The following is a 19817-nucleotide window of genomic DNA, read 5'->3' on the forward strand; positions in this document are numbered from 1 at the left end:
GGGCAGCGACCGCCGCTGCCGGCCAATGTCCCTACGTGATGACCATGAAATCAGGCCCGGATTGTAGCATTTTCACCGCCGCCTGCATCCGCCGGCTGTGTCGGTGATGGGCGACGTTTGGCCCCTCTCGTGCAAGGAGGTAGAGTCGACAGCTGTTGCCATCGGTGGCGCCCATGGATCGCGGTCGCCCCTGGCAGACTCATCGCCCGAACGTCACGCATGGCTCAGTGACCCTTCACATGAGGTAAAGAAGCATGCGTATCACTCCTATCCTGGCCGTGCTGTCCCTGGCCACCCTGGTTGCCGGCTGTGCCGGTAGTGCCATCGCCCCCAACTACACCAGCCAGAACCCCGACATCATGCGCATCAGCAATGAGCGTCCGGCGGACCCGCAGGTCACGACCGAGAATCTGGGCTCCTACTGCGTCAAGGTCACCGAGACCTGGAGCGAGCAGGGCGAGACTCCGGATGGCCAGATGCTGTGGGCGCTGGACACTCAGCGTACCGTCGTGCCCTGCAATTGATGGTCTAGTAACTCAATTGCTGTGCCTTCAAGGCCCGGTGCGCCTCGCACCGGGCCTTTCTGATTTCACGCCGACTACCTTTACGGCGTCTTCGTGACGGCCAGCCGGGAAGCCTTTGCCGAGGGCGCTTCCTGGCCTGGCGGGCGGAAATCGACGGGTCTCACACCAAAGACAGCAGGGCCGATACCAGCAGGTCGTTGTCGTAGTGGGGCGCACTCTGCTCGCTGACCAGTCGGGTGTCGATCAGGCCGATGCCACGTTCGGCGAGGAACTCGGCGGAAAGATACGAGGGATACTGGCCGTGACGGCTGTCCAGGAGCACGACGTTGAGCAGCTCATCGGTGGGGGTGGTTTCGCCGGTGTCGCGGCGCAGCTGTGCCAGCAGGGTGTCGATCAGTGTCTCCAGGGTCTTGCCGGCTTGCTCGGGGTCGATGCCGGTATTGGGGATGAAGACCTTGGGATTGGCGTTGTCACGGATGGCCTGACCTACGCCGGCTGGAAGCAAGTTGGCGATCAGGCTCGAGTAGAAACTCCCCGGGGGGTAGCAGATCAACTCTGCCGAGTGGATCAGTTGTCGGTTGATATCACGCAGTTGGGCGGTAACCGGAACAGGGGTGTCCCGTTGTTCCGATAGCCCCAGGCGGACAATCGGTGAGGTTGTGGGTGGCTCTTCCTTGCCGGTCATCCGGTGTTGCCCCAACACGGTTTCGCCGTTTTCCAGTTCGGCTGCCAGGTGATAGTCCCGGTTGACGATCGCTCGTACCGTGCCGCGTACATGCACCAGCTTGGAGAACAGGAAAATGATGGGGTCGAGGTTGTGGTGGTTGTTGAGATAACCGCCGGCAAGGATCAGGTTGCCGATGCTTGCTCCGCGAAGATCGAAGTCCTTTGGCTTGGCGTCACAGAAATAGCCCAGCTGGTGGCGAATCAGCTTGCGCATCGGATTAGCGATGTCGCGCATGAGAGGGGCGCTACCATCGGCTAGCGCCATCAGCATCTGGTTCAGCTCCTGGGGTGACTGGTCCACGGGTAGGCGATGTTGAAACAGGCGATAGACCTCGGGGTGACCTAGCACCGAATCGTCTGCCAATGCCATCAGACGACTGCGCAAGTCACCGATAGCCGGCATATGAAAGGCATCGCGCAGCTTGGCCGAACTGCCACCAGAGTCAAAAGGTGTGACCAGGTGAATGGAGTTATGGGTGTAGTGCTGCAGGTTTTTCGACAGGCCGTTGAGTGCCGAGCCGCCGCTGAAGAATAGTAGCCGAGGGCCGAGTTCAGGCGTCTTCTGGCAGCGCCGAATTCGCAGCGGATCCGGCACCTGGGCGCTGCGTGTGACCCTTACATTAATCATCGTGGCGTCCTGAGGGGTATTTCGTCCGTGAAGGTCAACGATCATCCACGTGAGGTGAGACAAGTCAATGATTGCTGCTCGGTCGTCATGTCTGCAGCGAGTGGCAGATTTTTACCAAGGCATAAACAAGCCGACGTTAGCTTCATGGCTCCAACGTTTCTAAAAATGCTCAGGTGTCATGAGGGGATGTTTAGCCGCCATGATTAACGGGGCAGGATCGGAACGACAGGTTTGGGTGTCCTCCGACGCTAGGTAGGGAGAAAGCAACGGTTGCATGCTCTTGAGCACCTGAACCGGTAACGATGATGTGAAGCGGTAGTCGTCGGCCTCGTTGCCCAGCACATACGCGGTGAGGGTGCCGAAGTGGCGCTCGCCGAGGAAGAAGGCAAAGGTGGCGGTGCGGTTACGTGCTCGGGAGTCGGTTACCTCTCCGGTGCGGGTGACGGTTTCGATACGGTTGTCGCCGGTGCCCGTCTTGCCGCCCACGGTCATGGGGCTGCCATCCTGATGTCGGAAGGTACCCGCAAGGCGGCCGGCGGTGCCCGCCTCGACCACACTGATGACGCCGTCGCGCAGGACCGCCGCTACTTCCGGGGCCATTACCCTGATGCCGCGCCTGGTGCGTGAAAAGCGAGTCTCATAGGGCGTGTCGGTAGCGAAATTCAAGCTATCGATACGCATGGTGGGTTGGCGGATGCCGTCGTTGAGGATGATGCCCATCAACTCGGCCAGCGCCGCCGGACGATCACCCGACGTGCCAAGCGCCGTCGCCAGTGATGGCACCAGCTGTGAGAAAGGGTAGCCGAGCAACGCCCAGCGCCTGTGCAGGTCATCGAAGGCTTCAACTTCCAGCATGCGCCGTATCCGACTGTCCCGTGCTTCGCGATGTCGGGTACGTGACAGCCAAATATAGCTTTCCTGGCGCTCCTCGATGCTTGCGAGCATCACCTCCTCGCGACTGGCGTCAGGGTGAGTCGCTAAGTAGCCCACCAACCACAGCTCCAGCGGATGGACGCGACTCAAGTAAGCGCGATCGTTCAGTGAGTAACGGTCGGCGGCGAACTGCCGGTATAGGCCATCCAGCTTCTGATCATCCAAGCCCCGCGTATTCTGTGCATTGGCGGGTAGCTTTTCACGCATCCATTGGCCAAAGTCATCCGGGGATTGGTCGGGCGTCAGGTAGCGTTGCATTGCGGCCAGCCGTATCGGGGTGGCGTTGTTGTTGCCTATAAGGCGCGTCACCCGCGCCTCTGGAGAGAGCCCCTGATGGCGTGTCCAGAAACGATCCAGGAAGATACGCCCTTCCTGATCGGCAAAACGCGAGATATAGAGGTCGCGGCGTGGATCGTTATCGTCTTCCAATAGGCGGCGGTTATCCGGATTGGCATAGACGTGATGGCGGACCAGGTCGCGCAGCAGCCGCACAAAGGGCAGGTTGATGGACTGGCGCAGGGCATCTTCGAGGGTGGGGCGGCGGTCGTTGTCCTCGCGTCGGAAGTTCGTGAAGGTATGAAGCCCGCCGCCAGTGATGAAGCGCTCATGGGGGCTCGCTGAGTAGCGTCGCTGCATGGCGGCGTCGAGCATCGTTTTCAGTGACATATCGGGATCACGGGTCAGTTGATCCATCACCCAGCGCATCAGGGCATCGTTTCGATCGACGTCGACGCGACGCAGTGCCTCCCGAGGTTTTCCGGCATGGCGCTGATGCAGATCAGCGATGATCTCCAGGTAGCTTGCCAGCACTCTCAGCTTGGCCGTGGAGCCCAGTTCCAGCTTGCTGTCCTGGTTGATGTCGAAGGCGGTGCCGTTGGTATCGGTCTGCACGCGCACCCGGAACCCGTCGTCCCCGCGCTCGAAGAGCGTGAAACTGTAACGTACCCCGGGGGCTGCGTCGGGGTGGCTGAGCAGGTGTCTGCCGAACAGACCCGCAGCGGCAGCGGCCGACGGGGTCTCAAGCTGCTTGAGGTAGTCGCTGACTTGACGCTGAAGGGCGGCGTTAAGGGTCGTAGTGGCGCTGAGATCAAGTCGATCAAGCGCGTAGAGTGAGACACCGAGCAATGACGCCAGCCGCCCTCTTGCCAGACGTAACCCCTTGTCGCTCTCGATGGTCAGCGAGACGGGGTCTGTAGCGAAGTCACGAAAGACGAGTGGCTGTTCAAGCGCCGCATCGCGAAGGGCGGGGTCGATAAGCTCTTGTTGCGTCATGAGACGCAGATAGGACGCGCTCAGTTCATCAAGATCATCGTGGCCACTGCGCAGATAATGAGAGGGGCGCCGCTGCGCGATCATTAAGGCAATCACTTGGCGTAGTGCTCGACCACGGGCCGTCAGTGCGGCACTCTCCGAGGCGTCCGAGGTAAGTACCGAGCGAACCTCCTCAAGTTCGGCACCAAACCATATCCATAGACCATCGCCCAGGCCGTGCACTTCGCCATAGCCCGGTGCGGCGGAGAGGGGGACAGAATTGAGGTAATCTAGTGCCACGTCCTGGCGCGCGGTCAGGGTCTCGGGCCCCTGACGGTAGGCGCGAACACTGGCGGATACCATCTGCCGCAGCTTCTCCTGTGCCGAAACGGTCAGGCCGCCAGGGGAGTGTCGGTACTTCTCGAGCTGTGTGGCAAGGGTGCTGCCACCGGAGGATTGACCGGGCAAGTTGATCGCATCGCCGACCTGAGAGACAGCCGCGCGGACGAAGCGCGGCCAGTCCACCGCCGGGTTGGCGTAGCGATACTCGGTGTCGAGAAGGTCTCTGTTCTCGATGAACAGGAGACTCTTGAGTACTAATTCGGGCACGTCCTCGAAATGGGCGAAATGACGCTGGGGATTGGCAAAGCGATGCATGGTCTCGCCACGACATTCCGTAAGCGTGAGCCCTGCCTGCGTCTTCTCAGCGTAGGGAACGAAGAAACCGTGGCTTGCATAGTCGAGCATCGCCGGCGACATGCGCACCTGCTCCCGCACGTCGAAGCCACGCTCTTCCAGACGCTTCTGAAAGCCTGGTAGTCGGGTATAGCCCAAGCGCTCGTCGAATGGTCCGTGCCGTGGAAAGATCAGGCGGTCGCTAGGGCCGTCCGCGAGCGTGAATCGCAGGCGCTGTGCGTAATGGGAAATTTCCTGGGCCTGCCAGCGTGATGAACGTGCCTCGTTGACCAGCATCAGGGTCATTAGGGTCAAGGCAATGATTGTACTCAGGAGCCACAGCCATCGGAACCAATGAACCCGGGGAGGCTTGGGCATGGGTAACGGGATCAGTGAGGCCTCGTGAAGAAAAACATCACGATGAGTACGAGGCGCTTGACGGTCTCCCATTGGCCAACCTCCTGGCGAGGCGATGTCCCTGTCTTGCTGCTCGACCTTTTTCAAATAGCGACCGAGACTATGACTCAAAGGGTAGTTGGTGCCGGGGAGGTAGGCTACATTTTGATACGAAATTGTCGTTATTTCGTAACATGAGGGTTGGTTTGGCCAATGCGGTCAATGCCGTGAGTGCGGTGATGAAGGATCGTGCCCAACTATCGCCGGCTGACAGTGGTTGAACATGGTCGCGCTAGGTGTCGTTGGAGCGCGGGAGGCGTCAGCGTGTCTTTCGGGGAGGCGCCCGTAGCGGTGCATGGTGGTATCCTTGCCGCGACACCAGCCGGTGTACATCACCAATGACAGGGAGAAATAGCATGGCAAAGGCCACAGAGCGGCATATTCTGGTGGATAGCGAAGCCAAGTGCGAAGCATTGAAAGCCGAGATCGAAGGCGGCCGCGATTTCGCCGAGGTTGCCAAGGAAAACTCCACTTGCCCTTCTAGCCGCCAGGGCGGTGATCTGGGCTCTTTCGGCCCCGGCCAGATGGTGCCGGAATTCGACAAGGTGGTATTCAGTGGTGAGCTTAATAAAGTGCACGGCCCGGTACAGACCCAGTTTGGTTACCATCTGCTGGAAGTCACCAGCCGGACCTGATGCCGCTGTGAAGGTGATTCAGAGGCCGTGGTGGAGATGAGTTCCACCACGGCCTCTTGCGTTCAGGTGTTGCCAACGGCGGGCGGATGACATCGACGCCAGGGAGGCGCCATGAAGAAGGGGGGATGGGTGAGCATGCGATGGATCGTCACGGTTGCTGTGCTGATGTATGTGGGGATGGCCCTCTGGCAGGCCTACAAGCCCCTCCCCGAGGGAATGGGGGTAAGTGCCATCCCCAAGCCAGCCAGGGATGTCGCTTTCCTGTCAGACGAAACCTGGGTCAGCGGTGATAGTCAGCGACGTAGTGATCAGGCGATCTTTGACGAGGTGTTGCGTCTGATCGCTCAGGCCGAGCGGCTAGTGGTGCTGGACATGTTCCTCTTCAATGATTACGGCGCCGATTTGGACAATGACTTTCGGCCCATCTCACGCCAGCTCACCGAGGCGCTGATTCGTCGCAAGACTGAGCGACCGGAGATAACGGCAGTCGTCATAACCGACCCGATCAATACGTTCTATGGAGGGCTCTCGCCTGAGCATCTGACGGCATTACGCGAGGCCGGTATTAACGTGATCATGACCGACCTGACCCGGTTGCGAGCCTCCAACCCTACCTGGAGCGGTATCTGGACCCTCTGTTGTCGCGCGTTCGGCAATACAAGCGATGGTGGCTGGTTACCCAATGTACTGGGGCCTGGCCAGGTAACCCTGCGAAGCTACCTGCAGTTGCTCAACTTCAATGCCAACCACCGCAAGACGCTAATCGTCGACGAGGGAGAGGAGTGGACGGGCCTGGTCACCTCTGCCAATCCACATGATGCCAGCAGTCATCACGATAATGTGGCGTTACGCTTCTCCGGCCCTGCCGTCCTCGACCTTCTCGACAGCGAGCGCGTGGTGGCGCGTTTATCCGGCGCGCCTGGTGCGATTCCGCCTTCCACCGATCCGATGTTCCGTGCCTCGACGCCTGACCCTGCTGCAGAGGCGACGACATCGCCCCAGACCGCCCCACAGGTTCAATTACTCACGGAGTCAGGCATTCGCGACGCCTTGCTTGCGGCCGTGCAGGGCAGTGCGCCTGGCGATCGCCTGGATATCGCTGTCTTCTATCTGGCGCACCGTGAACTGATCGAGGCCTTCAAGGCTGCTCAGGCACGGGGTGTGACGCTCAGGGTCCTGCTTGATCCCAATCGGGATGCATTTGGCATCAAGAAGAACGGGATTCCCAACCGCCCGGTGGGACATGAGCTGCACACGGCGGGTGTGCCGGTACGTTGGTGCGATACCCACGGCGAGCAATGCCACAGTAAGTTCCTGCTGAATAGGCCACGCCAAGGGCCGGCTGAGCTGATCGTCGGTTCAGCCAATTACACGCGGCGCAACCTTGACGATCTGAATCTGGAAACCAGCGCTCGGCTGGTGGCTCAGCGCGACCTTGCAGCCATCTCGGACGCCCAGGCGTTCTTCGATCGGCAGTGGGGCAACCCGGGCGGGCGCGGGTACAGCCTGCCCTATGCGGCATACGCCGACCCTTCCTGGCGGCGCTACTGGCAGTACCGGCTGATGGAGGCGACAGGGCTTTCGACCTTCTAGGCGGGCCGTCTCAAGGCGCGACACGCTGTGTATGAGCACTGACATCTTGTCCCCCCTATTGGCAGCAGGGTGTTTGGCACCAGAGTGTGAGATGCCCTGGCGTGCTATAACGGCAATAGTGTTATTGGTCTAGCAGGATCAAGCTAAAACCATGCAATATGGCCAGTAGCATGGATAACGTATTCAACGGATCAATAGCGGGCGCTCAGCGTCTTGTGATCCCTCACTCAGGATGCGCATCATGAATGAAGAAACGTTCAACCTCAGTCTTCGCAAGTTTCTCAAGCAGGTCGGTGTCAATTCTCAGCGCGAGATCGAACAGGCCGTGGATCAAGCCATTGAAGAGGGACGTATTCAGGGTAATGAGTCCTTTGACGCCAAGGCGACGATCGAGATCGCCGGGCTTGAGCTCAAGGTCGATGTGGATGGCAAGATCACCCTGGCGTGATGCGTCAGCGGTATCCACCAAGACCCATCGTCGCGAGGCATCATGTTCCGTTTCTTTGAGTCGCTGATCGACCCGTATCCCGGCGCCGTGCCGGAGACACCTCCTCGGCGACTCTTGGCGTTTCTCTTTCACTATTCGCGGCCGTTATTGCCATTGCTGCTGGCGATGACATTTTTCGCTGCCATGGTGTCGGTCGTCGAGGTGATGTTCTTTGCTTTTATGGGCGAGCTGGTCGATTGGCTTGCCGAGGCGAAGCGGGACAGTTTTTTTGCCGATCACGGGGGGCGGTTGCTGGGCATGGCAGCCCTGGCACTGGTGGCTTTTCCGCTGCTGGTGCTTGGCAAGTCACTGGTCACACATCAGAGCCTTTTCGGTAATTATCCGATGCGAGTGCGCTGGCTGGCACATCGCTACCTGCTCGAGCAAAGTTTGCCGTTCTTTCAGGATGAATTTGCCGGGCGGGTCTCGCAGAAGGTCATGCAGACGGCGCTTGCCATCCGAGAGACGGTGGTCAAGCTGATGGATGTCTTCGTCTACGTTGTGGTCTATTTCACCGGTGCCTTGGTACTGGTGGGCCGGAGCGAGCCGTGGTTGATGGCGCCATTGCTTGTCTGGCTGCTCGGTTATCTGGTGTTGATGCGGGTCTTCGTTCCACGTCTCAAGCACATCTCGATGGCTCAGGCTGATGCACGTGCCCATATGACGGGGCGCATTGTCGACAGCTACACCAATATTCAGACACTCAAACTGTTTGCCCATACCCAGGCGGAGCAGGCCTATGCCCGAGGCGCCATGGATGGGTTCATGGAGACGGTGCACCGCCAGATGCGGCTGGTCACGCAGTTGACGGTCAGTCTGCAGACCCTGAATTCGCTGTTGCTGGTGAGCATGGCAGGGTTCGCCATTCTCTCCTGGCACCAGTCATTGATCTCGCTCGGCGCCATTGCCGTGGCGATTGGTCTGGTGATGCGCTTGCGCATGATGTCGGACTGGATTCTCTGGGAGGTCGCCGGGCTTTTCGAAAACCTTGGCACCGTACAGGATGGCATCAATACCATCGCCCAGGCCCAGGCCGTCAGTGACAGCGCCAAGGCGCAGGAGCTGAGGGTCCCACAGGGGGAAATCCGCTTCGATAAAGTGACGTTCTCCTACGGAGCTGGGCCTCGGGCTATGGATGACGGCAACCATGCCCCCCGGCAAGCCGACGTCTTCGATAACCTCTCGCTGACACTGCGCCCCGGTGAGCGAGTAGGACTAGTGGGGGCGTCCGGCGCGGGCAAGTCGACCCTGGTGAATCTGTTGCTGCGCTTCTTCGATATCGATGACGGCCGTATTCTGATCGATGGTCAGGATATCGCCACGGTGACCCAGGCCTCCTTGCGTCGTCAGATCGGCATGGTGACCCAGGATACCTCGCTGCTGCATCGCTCGATTCGCGACAACATCCGTTATGGCCGCCCGGAGGCCAGCGAGGAAGAGATCATCGAGGCGGCACGTCGCGCTCACGCCGATACCTTCATTCGTCAGGCCTCTGATCCCCAGGGACGTACCGGCTACGATGCTCATGTCGGCGAGCGCGGGGTCAAATTGTCTGGCGGCCAGCGTCAACGCATCGCCATCGCCCGCGTGCTGCTCAAGGATGCCCCGATTCTGGTGCTCGACGAGGCGACCTCGGCCCTGGATTCGGAGGTCGAGGCGGCGATCCAGGAGCAGTTCTACGCGCTGATGGAGGGCAAGACCGTGATCGCCATTGCCCACCGGCTTTCGACTATCGCCATGCTGGATCGGTTGGTGGTCATGGACCAGGGACGCATCATCGAGTCCGGCACGCATCAGGAGCTTCTCGAGCTTGGCGGCACCTATGCGGGGCTTTGGCAACGCCAGTCCGGTGGCTTTCTGGGGCTCGAGGCCGCAGCCGGCTCCGCGCCGATCAGCGCCCCGGAGGGTCAAACAAGGGGTGAGGGCGAGGCGTCAGTGCCTGACCGGCAACGACAGTAGACAGTTCGATGGGTCGTGACTGAGCGCCCCCCGACCCTCGCTCCAGGACTCAACCAGCCGCAAAGGAGAGCCGCATCCATTGAATTCATCTCTATCTTCATCTCCGGCATTTCACAACGCGTCGGAACAGACAGGTGGCATGCCCCCGGCGATCAGCGTGACCGATCTTTCCAAGACCTATGCGTCAGGGTTTCAGGCACTTAGTGGTGTGAATCTCGAGGTGCAGGCCGGCGAGATCTTTGCCTTGCTGGGGCCCAATGGCGCCGGCAAGACGACATTGATCAGCGTCATCTGCGGTCTGGTCAATCCTAGCTCAGGCCAGGTGTTGGTCGATGGTCATGACAATATCCGTGACTATCGCGCGGCGCGAGCGCGGATTGGATTAGTGCCTCAAGAGCTCACCAATGAGGCCTTCGAAACGGTGTGGAATTCGGTCAGCTTCAGTCGCGGCCTCTTCGGCAAGGCGCCGGACCCTGGTCATATCGAGCGTGTGCTGCGCTCGCTGGCGCTGTGGGAAAAACGCAATAACCGCTTGATCACCCTGTCCGGCGGCATGAAGCGCCGGGTGCTGATTGCCAAGGCGCTATCGCATGAGCCGACCATCCTGTTCCTTGACGAACCGACCGCCGGCGTCGATGTCGAGCTTCGGCGTGAGATGTGGGATGTGGTGCGTGGCCTACGCGAGAACGGGGTTACGATTATCCTCACCACTCACTATATCGAGGAAGCCGAGGAGATGGCCGATCGTATCGGGGTGATCCAGCGCGGTGAGATCATCCTGGTCGAGGACAAGCGAACCTTGATGCAAAGCCTGGGGCGCAAACAGCTGACACTTGAGTTGCTCGATCCCTTGGTGGCGCTGCCCAATGCCTTGGCCGACTATCCGCTGACGCTGTCAGAGGACGGCCGCCAGCTGACCTATCGCTACGACACCCGGCAGGAACATACCGGTATCGCGGGCTTGCTCGAGGAACTCAGGAAGGCCGGCATCCACTTCCAGGATCTGCATACCGAGCAGAGCTCACTTGAAGATATCTTTGTCAGCCTGGTAAGGGAGAACCCATGAATCTTCGCGGCATGATGGCCATTTACCGCTCCGAAATGGCTCGTACTCGGCGTACGCTGCTGCAGAGCATCGTCTCACCGGTGCTCTCGACTTCGCTTTACTTTGTGGTGTTCGGCTCGGCGATTGGCTCACGCATCACAGAGGTGGGCGGTATCAGCTACGGTGCCTTCATCGTGCCCGGGTTGATCATGCTGATGCTCCTCACGCAGAGCGTGTCCAATGCGTCGTTCGGCATCTTCTTTCCGCGTTTCTCCGGCAGTATCTACGAGCTGCTGTCGGCGCCGGTGTCCTACATGGAAATCGTCATGGGCTATGTGGGCGCGGCGGCGAGCAAGTCGATTGTGCTGGGTCTGATTATTCTGGCGACGGCGGGGCTTTTTGTTCCCCTCGAGATAGCTCACCCGTTCTGGATGCTGTTTTTCCTGGTGTTGACGGCGTTCACCTTTAGTCTGCTCGGCTTCATCATTGGCATCTGGGCCGAAGGGTTCGACCGTCTGCAGCTGGTGCCGCTCTTGGTCATCACGCCCCTGACGTTTCTTGGCGGTACCTTCTATTCCATCGATATGCTGCCGCCATTCTGGCAGGGTGTGACGCTTTTCAATCCGGTGGTCTATCTGGTCAGTGGCTTTCGCTGGAGCTTCTATGGGGTGGGCGATGTCAGTCTGGAAGCGAGCCTTGCCATGGTGATGGCGTTTCTGGTGGTGAGTCTTGCGGTGGTGAGCTGGATTTTTCGCAGCGGCTACCGGCTCAAGCCCTAGGCGGCTGGCATCTGAACTTCTTCCCGGCGTTGCCGGTCGCAGTCGGTGGTGGCGCCGTGACGTCATATCACGCCAAAGGAGATCGATTCCATGCTTGAGGCCATTCAGCAGTTCTTTCAGCGCAGCCTGGTCACATCGGAAGAGGACAATAAGCCGGCCCTTGAGCTCGCGACGGCTGCGCTCTTGTGCGAAGTCGTGCGCGCCGATTACCACCACGACAGCCGTGAGCTCGCCGCGTTACGCGACATGCTGGTGCGTCACTTTTCACTCGATGAGGCCGCCGTCGACGAGCTGATGGCGCTGGCGCGGCAGGAAGTCGACAGTGCCGTGGATCATTATCAGTTCGTGAGCCTGATCAAGGAGCGCTACGGCTATGAACAACGGATGGAGCTGATCCGTTTGATGTGGCAGTTGGCCTATGCGGATGGCGAGTTGAGTCCCTTGGAGGAGCATCGCATTCGGCGCCTGGCCGACCTTCTTCACGTAAGGCACAGCGATTTCATTCGCACCAAGTTAAGCGTGCAGGAGACCCTCAGCGGGTCGAGCTGATCGCATCACGCCGGGGATCCACGTACCAGGGCACTCCAGCGCGGTCATTATGTTCGAGTTCAGCGATGACTTGCGCGCCCAACAGCAGGATGATGGCGCCGACCTCAAGGGTCAGCAGTACGATGATGATGGTCGCAAGCGAGCCATAGACCACATTCACCAGTGACAGGCTGGCGAAATACACGACCAATAGCTGTCTTACGCCTTCCCAGAGTAGCGCCGCCACAAAGCCGCCAACGAGTGCCCGTCGCAGGGCGATATGCACCACCGGCAGAACCTTGTAGATGGCGCTGAACATGGCAAACATGCCCAAGAAGCTGATCAGGTTAAGGGCCGGCTCCGAGAGGCTTGCCAGGGGCAGGTTGGTGCCGAAGATCGCCAGCATGGCGTCATTGAGTGCGCCAATCGTCGACACCAGCAACGTGAGGGCCAGGAGACCGGTACCGAGGACCAGAATGAAGGCATAGGGCAGCAATACGGAAACCCAGACGCTGCGCTTTGCTGCGTGATCCGGATGATGAAAGATGATCGCCATGCAGTCCTCAAGCATGCGAAAGGCGAAAGAACTGAAAATCAGCAGCACCGGAAAGCCGAAAAGGCCGATGGTATCCCGTGAGTCCAGCAGCGCCTGAACGGCATCCAGCAGGATGCTGGCATTCGTCGGCGTTAGATGACTCGCCTGGATCGATAACACATCGAGTAAACGTTGTTCATCGGCCACATGGGTGAGCAATACACAGAGCAGCGCAAAGAGTGGCACGATCGAGAGCAGCACGTTGTAGCCCACTCCGCCGGCGAGCAGGATCCCCCTGTTGCGCAGGAAGGCCTTTAACACGCGCCAGATGAAGCGTGCCAGGCGAGGAGTAAGGCGGGGCAGGGCGGAGAAGAAACGCGTCATGCACAACGTCCTTGTGGGATCGGCGATTTGCACAGTGTCTACCATCATAAGCGCAGCGGGACATCGGCGGCCATCCGGTTGGCCAAGTCGTGTGTGAGAGAAGGAGGATAGCGTGGCATCCAAAACCGATAATCTGCTGGTCTACGATGGTCAGTGTCCCTTTTGTCGCCGCTACGTGCGTTGGTTACAGCTTCAAGATGCCGCGGAAGAGCTCCGTCTGATCGATGCACGCGGTGATGACCCGGTGATAGATGAGCTGCGCTCACGCGGGTTCGATCTTAACAAGGGGATGGTACTGAAGCTTGATGCACAGTGGTACCACGGGGCTGACGCTCTTCGGGTCCTTGCGTTGCTGAGTAGTCCGGTAGGCGTCTTCAATCGGCTGAATCGACGCCTCTTTGGTGGCCACAAGCGCGCCGAGAGCGGGTATCCGCTGCTGCGTGGATTACGTCGTCTTGCGCTTTGGGTGTTGCGACGCCCGCCGCTGCAACATTCATCGCGACGGCGAAACACTCGCTCTTGCAGGGGAGGAGAGGACGACAGTTGAGGCCCCGCCGTCGCCTTTGTGTGTCATTTTTGGCAATAATGGTGCTGATGAGACCACGTCCCCGCCAGGAGTCAGCCGATGATCGTCAACTGTGTCGCGTATGAGCACGGGCATCGCCAACGGGACATCCGCGTCGAGGATATCGCCGAGGCCATGCAGAATCCCGACTGCTTTGTGTGGGTCGCCTTGCATGATCCAGATCCCGAGGAATTCAAGCGTTTCGAAGAGGTGTTTGATCTGCATGAGCTGGCGGTAGAAGACGCGCTTCACGGTCAGCAGCGCCCCAAGATTGAGGAATATGGCCAGGCTCTTTTCGCCATCATGCGTCCAATCACCCTGGTGAATGGCGAGTTCGACCAAGGCGAAGTGGCCGTGTTTCTCGGTGAGCGTTATGTGCTGTCGGTTCGCCAGCATGCCAGCCAGGGGTTTCTTGGCGTGCGCGAGCGTTGCGAACGTGAGCCACAGTTGCTTCAGCAAGGCCCGGCTTTCGTACTCTATGCCCTGTTGGATGCGGTGGTAGATCGCTACTTTCCGGTGGTCGAGGCGCTTGAGACAGAGCTGGAGGAGATCGAGGATCAGATTTTCATTCGCGGCACGGCACGCTCAAGCCTCGAGCGCCTCTATCAACTCAAACGCCGCACTATGCTGCTGAAACACGCCGTCACCCCGCTTGCCGAAGCGACGGCACATCTGGTCGGCGGTCGTGTGCCGGCGCTATGCCTCAATACCCGTGAGTATTTTCGCGACGTGTATGATCACCTCCATCGCATCGAGGCCGGGGTCGATAATATTCGCGAAACCATCATCACGGCGATTCAGGTCAACCTGTCGATGGTGGCGATTGATGAAAGCGAAGTGCACAAGCGGCTTGCCGCCTGGGCGGCCATCTTCGCCATGGCGACCATCCTTGCGGGTATCTGGGGCATGAACTTTGAGCATATGCCCGAACTCGACTGGCGGCTCGGTTACCCTATTGCCTTGTCGATCATGGGCGTCGCCTGCGGGACGTTATACTGGCGGTTTCGCCGGGCGGGGTGGCTCTAGACCGTGGGATACATGTGTATCGATCAATCCCCGTATAGCTTCGTCTTCTCACTACGCCGGCTGACAATGCCGGATACAAGGATTCAACGTAATGCTGGAAGTATCGCGACAGATCGTGATCAACGATGATGAACTGGACTTGCAGGCCGTTCGCGCCCAAGGCGCAGGCGGGCAGAACGTCAACAAGGTCTCCTCGGCGATTCACCTGCGCTTCGATATTCGTGCCTCGCATTTGCCCGAGGGCGTCAAGGAGCAGCTGCTGGCGCTTCGGGACAAGCGCATCAGTCGCGACGGTGTGGTGATCATCAAGGCTCAGGAGCATCGCACCCAGGAACGTAATCGTCAGGAAGCACTGGCGCGACTCAAATCCCTGATCAAGCAAGTTCTCTATGCACCAAAGAAACGTGTTCCCACCCGCCCCAGCAAGGGCGCCAAGAAGCGGCGCATTGAGCAGAAGAAGCAGCGTGGCAAGCACAAGGCCCTGCGTGGCAAGGTAAGCAAACAGGCCATCGACTGACCCTTGAGCATGGCAGTCAACGCTAATATCCCCTATCTTGAATGCTCGGCCTGGACGGCTAATGTCCGGGACTGCGATGGTTCAATTGCCGCGGTGAGCATGTATCAGCCGGGCTGAACGGGAGACGAGACGATGGCGGATCAGTCGGTAGGTGAACTACTGAAGGACAACCGGGTAAAGGCGCTGGTCGTAGTGCTGGTGCTTGTGGTGCTCTATGCCTTCTATGCCAGTTCCAACGCAAGCAGCGAACGTGAGCAGCGTGAACAGCTCCAGGACAGAGTGGCAGAGCTTGAAAACGAACGTGAGGCAATGAGTGAGCGTGTCTCAGCCTTCAGTGAAACCTATGAATCCATTGAAGAGGCAGAAGTGGCGCTTGCGGATCTGAATACTCAGGCCGAAGAAGCCAAGTCTCGCCTGGCGACGATCGAAGAAAGTGTCAGCGAGGCACAGTCTCGTCAGGATGCCCTGGCCACAACCATCGATGAGCGTCAGGCGGCATTGAACGAACTCGATGCCACGATTGCGTCCCGTGAAGCGAAGAGTGAGACGTTGTCGGAGCAGGTTGCACAGGCCACTCAGGAACGTGATGAGGCGCAAGCGACGCTCGAAGAGAATCGTAGTGCGATTGCTGATGCACAAGGCCGTCAGGCTGAGCTTGAGAGCAACATTGCTTCGTTGCAAGAAGCGCGCGATGCGCTCAAGCAAGAGGTCACTACCCTTGAAGAACAAGTTGCCTCGCTTGAGGCCAAGGTCGCTGCGGCCGAGCAGTCTTTTGCCCACGTCGACGAAAAACTGACGCAGGCGCTGGACAAGCTCGATGCGACTCAAGAAAAGCGTTCCGACCTACAGTCACAGGTCGCTGATCTGACCGATCAAACCGATGCGCGTCGCAATCAGCTTGACCGCCTCGAGGCGCAGCTCGCCGAATGGCGAGAAGAGCTCAGCGACGTATCGGTGAGCTCGCAAGCGCAGGACACCGAGACTGACGACGCCTCTGGTTCTTCTGCCATGAACGACGAGATGTCCACAAATGAGGATAGCGCCAAATCCTCAGAGCAGGGCGCCAGTCAGTCAAAAGCTGATGAAGCCGAGAGTAATCAGGCGGAGGCTCAGAAGGTGTCTGGCCAAGCGGGCAATGCTGAGACAGACAGTAATCAGACGAAGGCCCAGGAGGAAGCGAGTCAGTCGGACACTTCAGATTCAAAGAGCGACCAGACGGAGATTCAGCGGGGTCAAGCAGAGGGTACTGAGTGATCCAAAGTCTCTTCAGGCATTCAACGTAGCTGAAGTAACGACATGCGCAGAAAAAGCAGTGGCATGTACGACGGCTCCCTCTTTAGGGGGCCGTTTCGTATCCATCAGCTTGGCTGGGTGTCGTAGGCGAGGCCTTAGATGATCAGCGATGATGGCTCGCCTCGTCGTGCCTGCGGGGCGGTTATCAATGGGACGGGCGGGCCTGCTCCAACAATGCCAGGACCTCTTGGTCGCTGGTCTGGTTGAAGCTTTGATACCACTGTCCGACAGCCACAAAATCCTCCGGTGTATGCAGGCAAATGATCCGATCGGCGATGGCTTCAATCTCGTTGAGGCTATCGGCAGCCGCTACAGGTATTGCCACAATCAACTCGTTAGGGGTCTGTTCTTTCAAGGCTTCCACGGCGGCCTGCATGGTGGCGCCGGTGGCGAGTCCATCATCGACCACGATGACGCAACGCCCGGCAACGTGTGGTCGCGGGCGCTGGCCACGGTAGACCTGCTCGCGGCGCTTTAACTCCCGGGTCTCATCGGCAATAAGGGTGTCGAGTCTTTCCTGAGTAACGCCCAGGCCGGCGATCAGCTCGTGGTGAAGGATGCAGACGCCGTTGCCGGCGATGGCGCCCATGGCAAATTCTGGATGCCAAGGCACGCCGAGTTTGCGCACCACGAGCACATCCAGTTCTCCGCCTAGTGCCTGAGCCACCTCAAAGGCAACTGGCACACCGCCGCGGGGTAATCCGAGGATCAGTGGTGTGGGGGGGTGGTGATATTCCGTGAGTGCCATGGCGAGTTGGTGCCCGGCATCGTGGCGATCTTGAAAAAGCATGATGTTGCCGCTCTGGAAAGCTTATCTTTAACGTAGCGCATTCTATATTGATGAGCATCAACCCAAGCCCTTGATATGAGACGATAGTTCTATCGCGCACAGCACCCATTGCTCGAGGAAAGTCTAAGAAGAAAAGTTGACTATTCCGCTTGGGATTAGTCGGGGGCTGCAGGTTATAATCGACGCATAGCGGCAAGCGATGCCGACGACCAACGACACAGGAGAAGAGGGTAATGGAGGGTGTAAAACATATCGTTGCCGTAGCGTCGGGCAAAGGCGGCGTAGGCAAGTCCACTGTGACGGTCAATCTGGCGTTGGCCATGGCAGCGGAGGGCTATCGGGTTGGCCTGCTGGATGCCGACATCTATGGCCCCAGTCAGGCGCAGATGCTGGGCATCGGCGAGGGCGTTCGGCCAAATCAAGTAGGGGAGAACCGTTTTGCTCCTCTCAACGCTCATGGTATCCAGGCCATGTCCATGGCGTTTCTGGTCGACATTACCGAGCCAATGGTATGGCGTGGTCCGATGGTGGCCGGTGCTTTTCAGCAGCTGCTTAACCAGACGGTCTGGGATGATGTCGACTATCTGTTCATCGACATGCCGCCGGGCACCGGTGACATCCAGCTGACGCTGGCTCAGAAGGTCGAGGTCGACGGGGCGGTGATCGTGACCACCCCGCAGGACATCGCGCTGTTGGACGCGCGCAAGGGCATCGAAATGTTCCGCAAGGTCAACGTACCGGTGCTGGGTATCGTCGAAAACATGAGCCTTCATGTTTGCTCGGAGTGCGGTCATCAGGAACCGATCTTCGGCGCTGGCGGTGGCGCGCGTATCGCCAAGCAGTACGACACAACGCTGCTGGGTCAGCTGCCGCTGAGTCTGGGTATCCGCGAGCAGGCCGATGGCGGTCAGCCTACCGTGGTTGCAGAGCCTGAAGGCGACGTGGCGCAAACCTTCCGCAAGGTGGCGCGTTACGTGGTCGAGGGCGTTACCTCACAGCAAGCTGAGGGCCCGAGCATCTCCTTCGGCGACTAGGCGTCAATACCGAGCCCAGGGCCTGTTCAGGGGCCTCTCCGGCTACAAGTCTTTTGGAACGCCGTCAGGGCCGTTATGATAGCGGCCCTGTTTTTTTGCCTTTACCTTTACTGACGCACCCCAAGGAATCTTCGATGAGCATCAAGTCCGATAGCTGGATCCGTCGCATGGCCGCCAGTGACGCCATGATTGAACCGTTCATGGAGGATCAGGTGCGTTACGTCAACGAGCAGCGTGTCATCTCCTACGGCACCTCCAGCTACGGCTACGATGTGCGTTGCTCCGATGAATTCAAGGTGTTCACCAATATCCACTCGGCGGTGGTCGACCCCAAAGCCTTCGACGAAAAGAGCTTTGTAGACGTCAAGGGGGATGTCTGCGTGATTCCGCCCAATTCCTTCGCTCTGGCGCGCACGATCGAGTACTTTCGCATCCCGCGTAATGTGCTGACCATCTGTCTTGGCAAGTCGACCTATGCGCGCTGCGGCATCATCGTCAACGTCACGCCCCTGGAGCCCGAATGGGAAGGTCATGTGACGCTCGAGTTTTCCAATACCACCAACCTGCCGGCCAAGATCTACGCCAATGAAGGGGTGGCTCAGATGCTGTTTCTGGAATCCGATGAAGTCTGCGAGACCTCTTACAAGGACCGGGGTGGCAAGTACATGGGGCAGCGCGGCGTCACGCTTCCGCGCACCTGATGGTGTAGCGTTGGCAATGGCCAAGCTGGCATGGCAAAGCCGGGCATTAAACGCCCGGCTTTTTGGTGTCTGAAGGATAGCAAATGGCGGGTAGGCGCTAGGCCATGTCTGAAAGGTGTCTGCGCTCGGCTATACGGCGTTAAAAATCAGCTTAAAATACTCATTTACGGCCTGTAAACTCGAACGCGAGCCCGGTCCTTTTTACGCTGATTGTTGGGCTCTTCGTCGTTGGGTGTGGAATTCGCCCCCTGATCTGGGCCAGGATATGACCTCCACTTGAACAGGAGGCATGGCATGGACGGCACCCAGATTCTGACCCTCGGCCTGGGCCTGGAAGCGCCCTGGATCCTCAAGGACCAACACCTGGATACCTCCGTGTTACCCCACCGCCTGGATCTCTATGTCGAGGCCGAGCGGGGAAGCCTCTACCCCTGCCCGGAGTGCGGCAAGGCCTGCCCGGCCCATGATTTCGCCGACAAGACCTGGCGGCACCTGAATTTCTTTCAGCACCACTGCTACCTGCATGCGCGGGTGCCTCGCACCAAGTGCCCCGAGCATGGCGTCAAGCGCATCGAAGTGCCCTGGGCACGGCCCGGCAGCGACTTCACCCTGTTGTTCGAGCAGGCCGCCATGTCACTGGTCAAGGAGATGCCGGTGCTGGCCGTCTCCCGGCAACTGGAGATCTCCGACAAGCGCTTGTGGCGCATCGTGCACCACTACGTCGGCCGCATGCTGGGTGAGCTGGACTTGTCC

General features: G+C 59.2%; 19 protein-coding genes. 15 read left to right on the forward strand and 4 right to left on the reverse strand.

Translation table 11 applies throughout. The features are described 5' to 3' along the window. Positions 1–254: 254 nt before the first annotated feature. Positions 255–524: a hypothetical protein gene (locus tag HF027_RS11110; RefSeq protein WP_168015669.1), complete on the forward strand. Its 270-nt coding sequence runs from the start codon at positions 255–257 to the stop codon at positions 522–524. Positions 525–684: 160 nt separating this feature from the next. Here the strand turns inward: HF027_RS11110 and HF027_RS11115 are convergent, their stop codons facing one another. Beyond that, on the reverse strand, positions 685–1878 hold the full coding sequence (locus HF027_RS11115) for a GAK system CofD-like protein (protein WP_168015670.1): 1194 nt from the start codon (positions 1876–1878) through the stop codon (positions 685–687). A 159-nt stretch (positions 1879–2037) separates the two neighbouring features. Further along, entirely contained in the window at positions 2038–5043 is a 3006-nt protein-coding gene (locus tag HF027_RS11120) for a transglycosylase domain-containing protein (RefSeq protein ID WP_209316440.1), read from the reverse strand. A 506-nt stretch (positions 5044–5549) separates the two neighbouring features. Between HF027_RS11120 and HF027_RS11125 the strand changes: the two genes are divergently transcribed. The 7 genes from HF027_RS11125 (at position 5550) to HF027_RS11155 (ending at position 12240) form a co-directional block, all read left to right on the forward strand. Next, positions 5550–5828 carry a peptidylprolyl isomerase gene (locus HF027_RS11125; RefSeq protein WP_168015672.1) on the forward strand — a complete coding sequence of 93 codons (279 nt, stop codon included), beginning with the start codon at positions 5550–5552 and terminating at the stop codon, positions 5826–5828. Positions 5829–5963: 135 nt separating this feature from the next. Beyond that, positions 5964–7421 carry a phospholipase D family protein gene (locus HF027_RS11130; protein ID WP_168015673.1) on the forward strand — a complete coding sequence of 486 codons (1458 nt, stop codon included), beginning with the start codon at positions 5964–5966 and terminating at the stop codon, positions 7419–7421. Between the two features lie 241 nt (positions 7422–7662). Beyond that, entirely contained in the window at positions 7663–7869 is a 207-nt protein-coding gene (locus HF027_RS11135; RefSeq protein WP_168015674.1) for a DUF6494 family protein, read from the forward strand. A gap of 42 nt (positions 7870–7911) precedes the next feature. Beyond that, the gene (locus HF027_RS11140) at positions 7912–9867 is read left to right on the forward strand and encodes an ABC transporter ATP-binding protein (protein ID WP_168015675.1); all 1956 of its coding nucleotides are present in this window, start codon (positions 7912–7914) and stop codon (positions 9865–9867) included. 139 nt (positions 9868–10006) lie between these two features. Further along, the gene (locus tag HF027_RS11145) at positions 10007–10933 is read left to right on the forward strand and encodes an ABC transporter ATP-binding protein (RefSeq protein ID WP_168015688.1); all 927 of its coding nucleotides are present in this window, start codon (positions 10007–10009) and stop codon (positions 10931–10933) included. Next, positions 10930–11691 carry an ABC transporter permease gene (locus HF027_RS11150; RefSeq protein WP_136254381.1) on the forward strand — a complete coding sequence of 254 codons (762 nt, stop codon included), beginning with the start codon at positions 10930–10932 and terminating at the stop codon, positions 11689–11691. Before HF027_RS11145 ends, HF027_RS11150 begins: the two co-directional genes overlap by 4 nt. A 90-nt stretch (positions 11692–11781) precedes the next feature. Then, positions 11782–12240, forward strand: a complete 459-nt coding sequence (locus HF027_RS11155) for a tellurite resistance TerB family protein (RefSeq protein WP_168015676.1) — start codon at positions 11782–11784, stop codon at positions 12238–12240. Here HF027_RS11155 and HF027_RS11160 read toward each other — a convergent pair. Further along, a complete protein-coding gene (locus tag HF027_RS11160) occupies positions 12224–13138 on the reverse strand; it encodes a YihY/virulence factor BrkB family protein (RefSeq protein ID WP_245184720.1) in 915 nt (304 codons plus the stop codon). The genes HF027_RS11155 and HF027_RS11160 overlap by 17 nt on opposite strands. Positions 13139–13250: 112 nt before the next feature. On the opposite strand from HF027_RS11160, the gene HF027_RS11165 reads away from it, so the two are divergent. The 4 genes from HF027_RS11165 (at position 13251) to HF027_RS11180 (ending at position 16500) form a co-directional block, all read left to right on the forward strand. After that, positions 13251–13685: a DCC1-like thiol-disulfide oxidoreductase family protein gene (locus tag HF027_RS11165; RefSeq protein WP_168015677.1), complete on the forward strand. Its 435-nt coding sequence runs from the start codon at positions 13251–13253 to the stop codon at positions 13683–13685. A 78-nt stretch (positions 13686–13763) separates the two neighbouring features. Next, positions 13764–14729 carry a magnesium/cobalt transporter CorA gene (gene corA, locus HF027_RS11170; RefSeq protein WP_168015678.1) on the forward strand — a complete coding sequence of 322 codons (966 nt, stop codon included), beginning with the start codon at positions 13764–13766 and terminating at the stop codon, positions 14727–14729. Between the two features lie 91 nt (positions 14730–14820). Beyond that, positions 14821–15246, forward strand: coding sequence for an alternative ribosome rescue aminoacyl-tRNA hydrolase ArfB (gene arfB / locus HF027_RS11175; protein ID WP_136254386.1), 426 nt, complete (start codon positions 14821–14823; stop codon positions 15244–15246). Between the two features lie 192 nt (positions 15247–15438). Beyond that, positions 15439–16500 (forward strand): coiled-coil domain-containing protein, encoded by a 1062-nt coding sequence (locus HF027_RS11180; protein ID WP_168015679.1) that lies wholly within the window; start codon positions 15439–15441, stop codon positions 16498–16500. A 184-nt stretch (positions 16501–16684) separates the two neighbouring features. Here HF027_RS11180 and HF027_RS11185 read toward each other — a convergent pair whose 3' ends face one another. After that, on the reverse strand, positions 16685–17329 hold the full coding sequence (locus tag HF027_RS11185; protein ID WP_168015680.1) for a phosphoribosyltransferase: 645 nt from the start codon (positions 17327–17329) through the stop codon (positions 16685–16687). Positions 17330–17562: 233 nt separating this feature from the next. Between HF027_RS11185 and apbC the strand changes: the two genes are divergently transcribed. The 3 genes from apbC to HF027_RS11200 all read left to right on the forward strand — a co-directional run. Beyond that, a complete protein-coding gene (gene apbC / locus HF027_RS11190) occupies positions 17563–18363 on the forward strand; it encodes an iron-sulfur cluster carrier protein ApbC (protein ID WP_168015681.1) in 801 nt (266 codons plus the stop codon). A 134-nt stretch (positions 18364–18497) separates the two neighbouring features. Then, positions 18498–19064 (forward strand): dCTP deaminase, encoded by a 567-nt coding sequence (dcd, locus tag HF027_RS11195; protein WP_136254390.1) that lies wholly within the window; start codon positions 18498–18500, stop codon positions 19062–19064. A 294-nt stretch (positions 19065–19358) separates the two neighbouring features. After that, positions 19359–19817 (forward strand): helix-turn-helix domain-containing protein (locus HF027_RS11200; RefSeq protein WP_209316439.1); only part of this gene is annotated, 459 nt, incomplete at its 3' end.

Source organism: Halomonas salinarum (genome assembly GCF_012062845.1).
Taxonomy (GTDB): domain Bacteria; phylum Pseudomonadota; class Gammaproteobacteria; order Pseudomonadales; family Halomonadaceae; genus Onishia; species Onishia salinarum.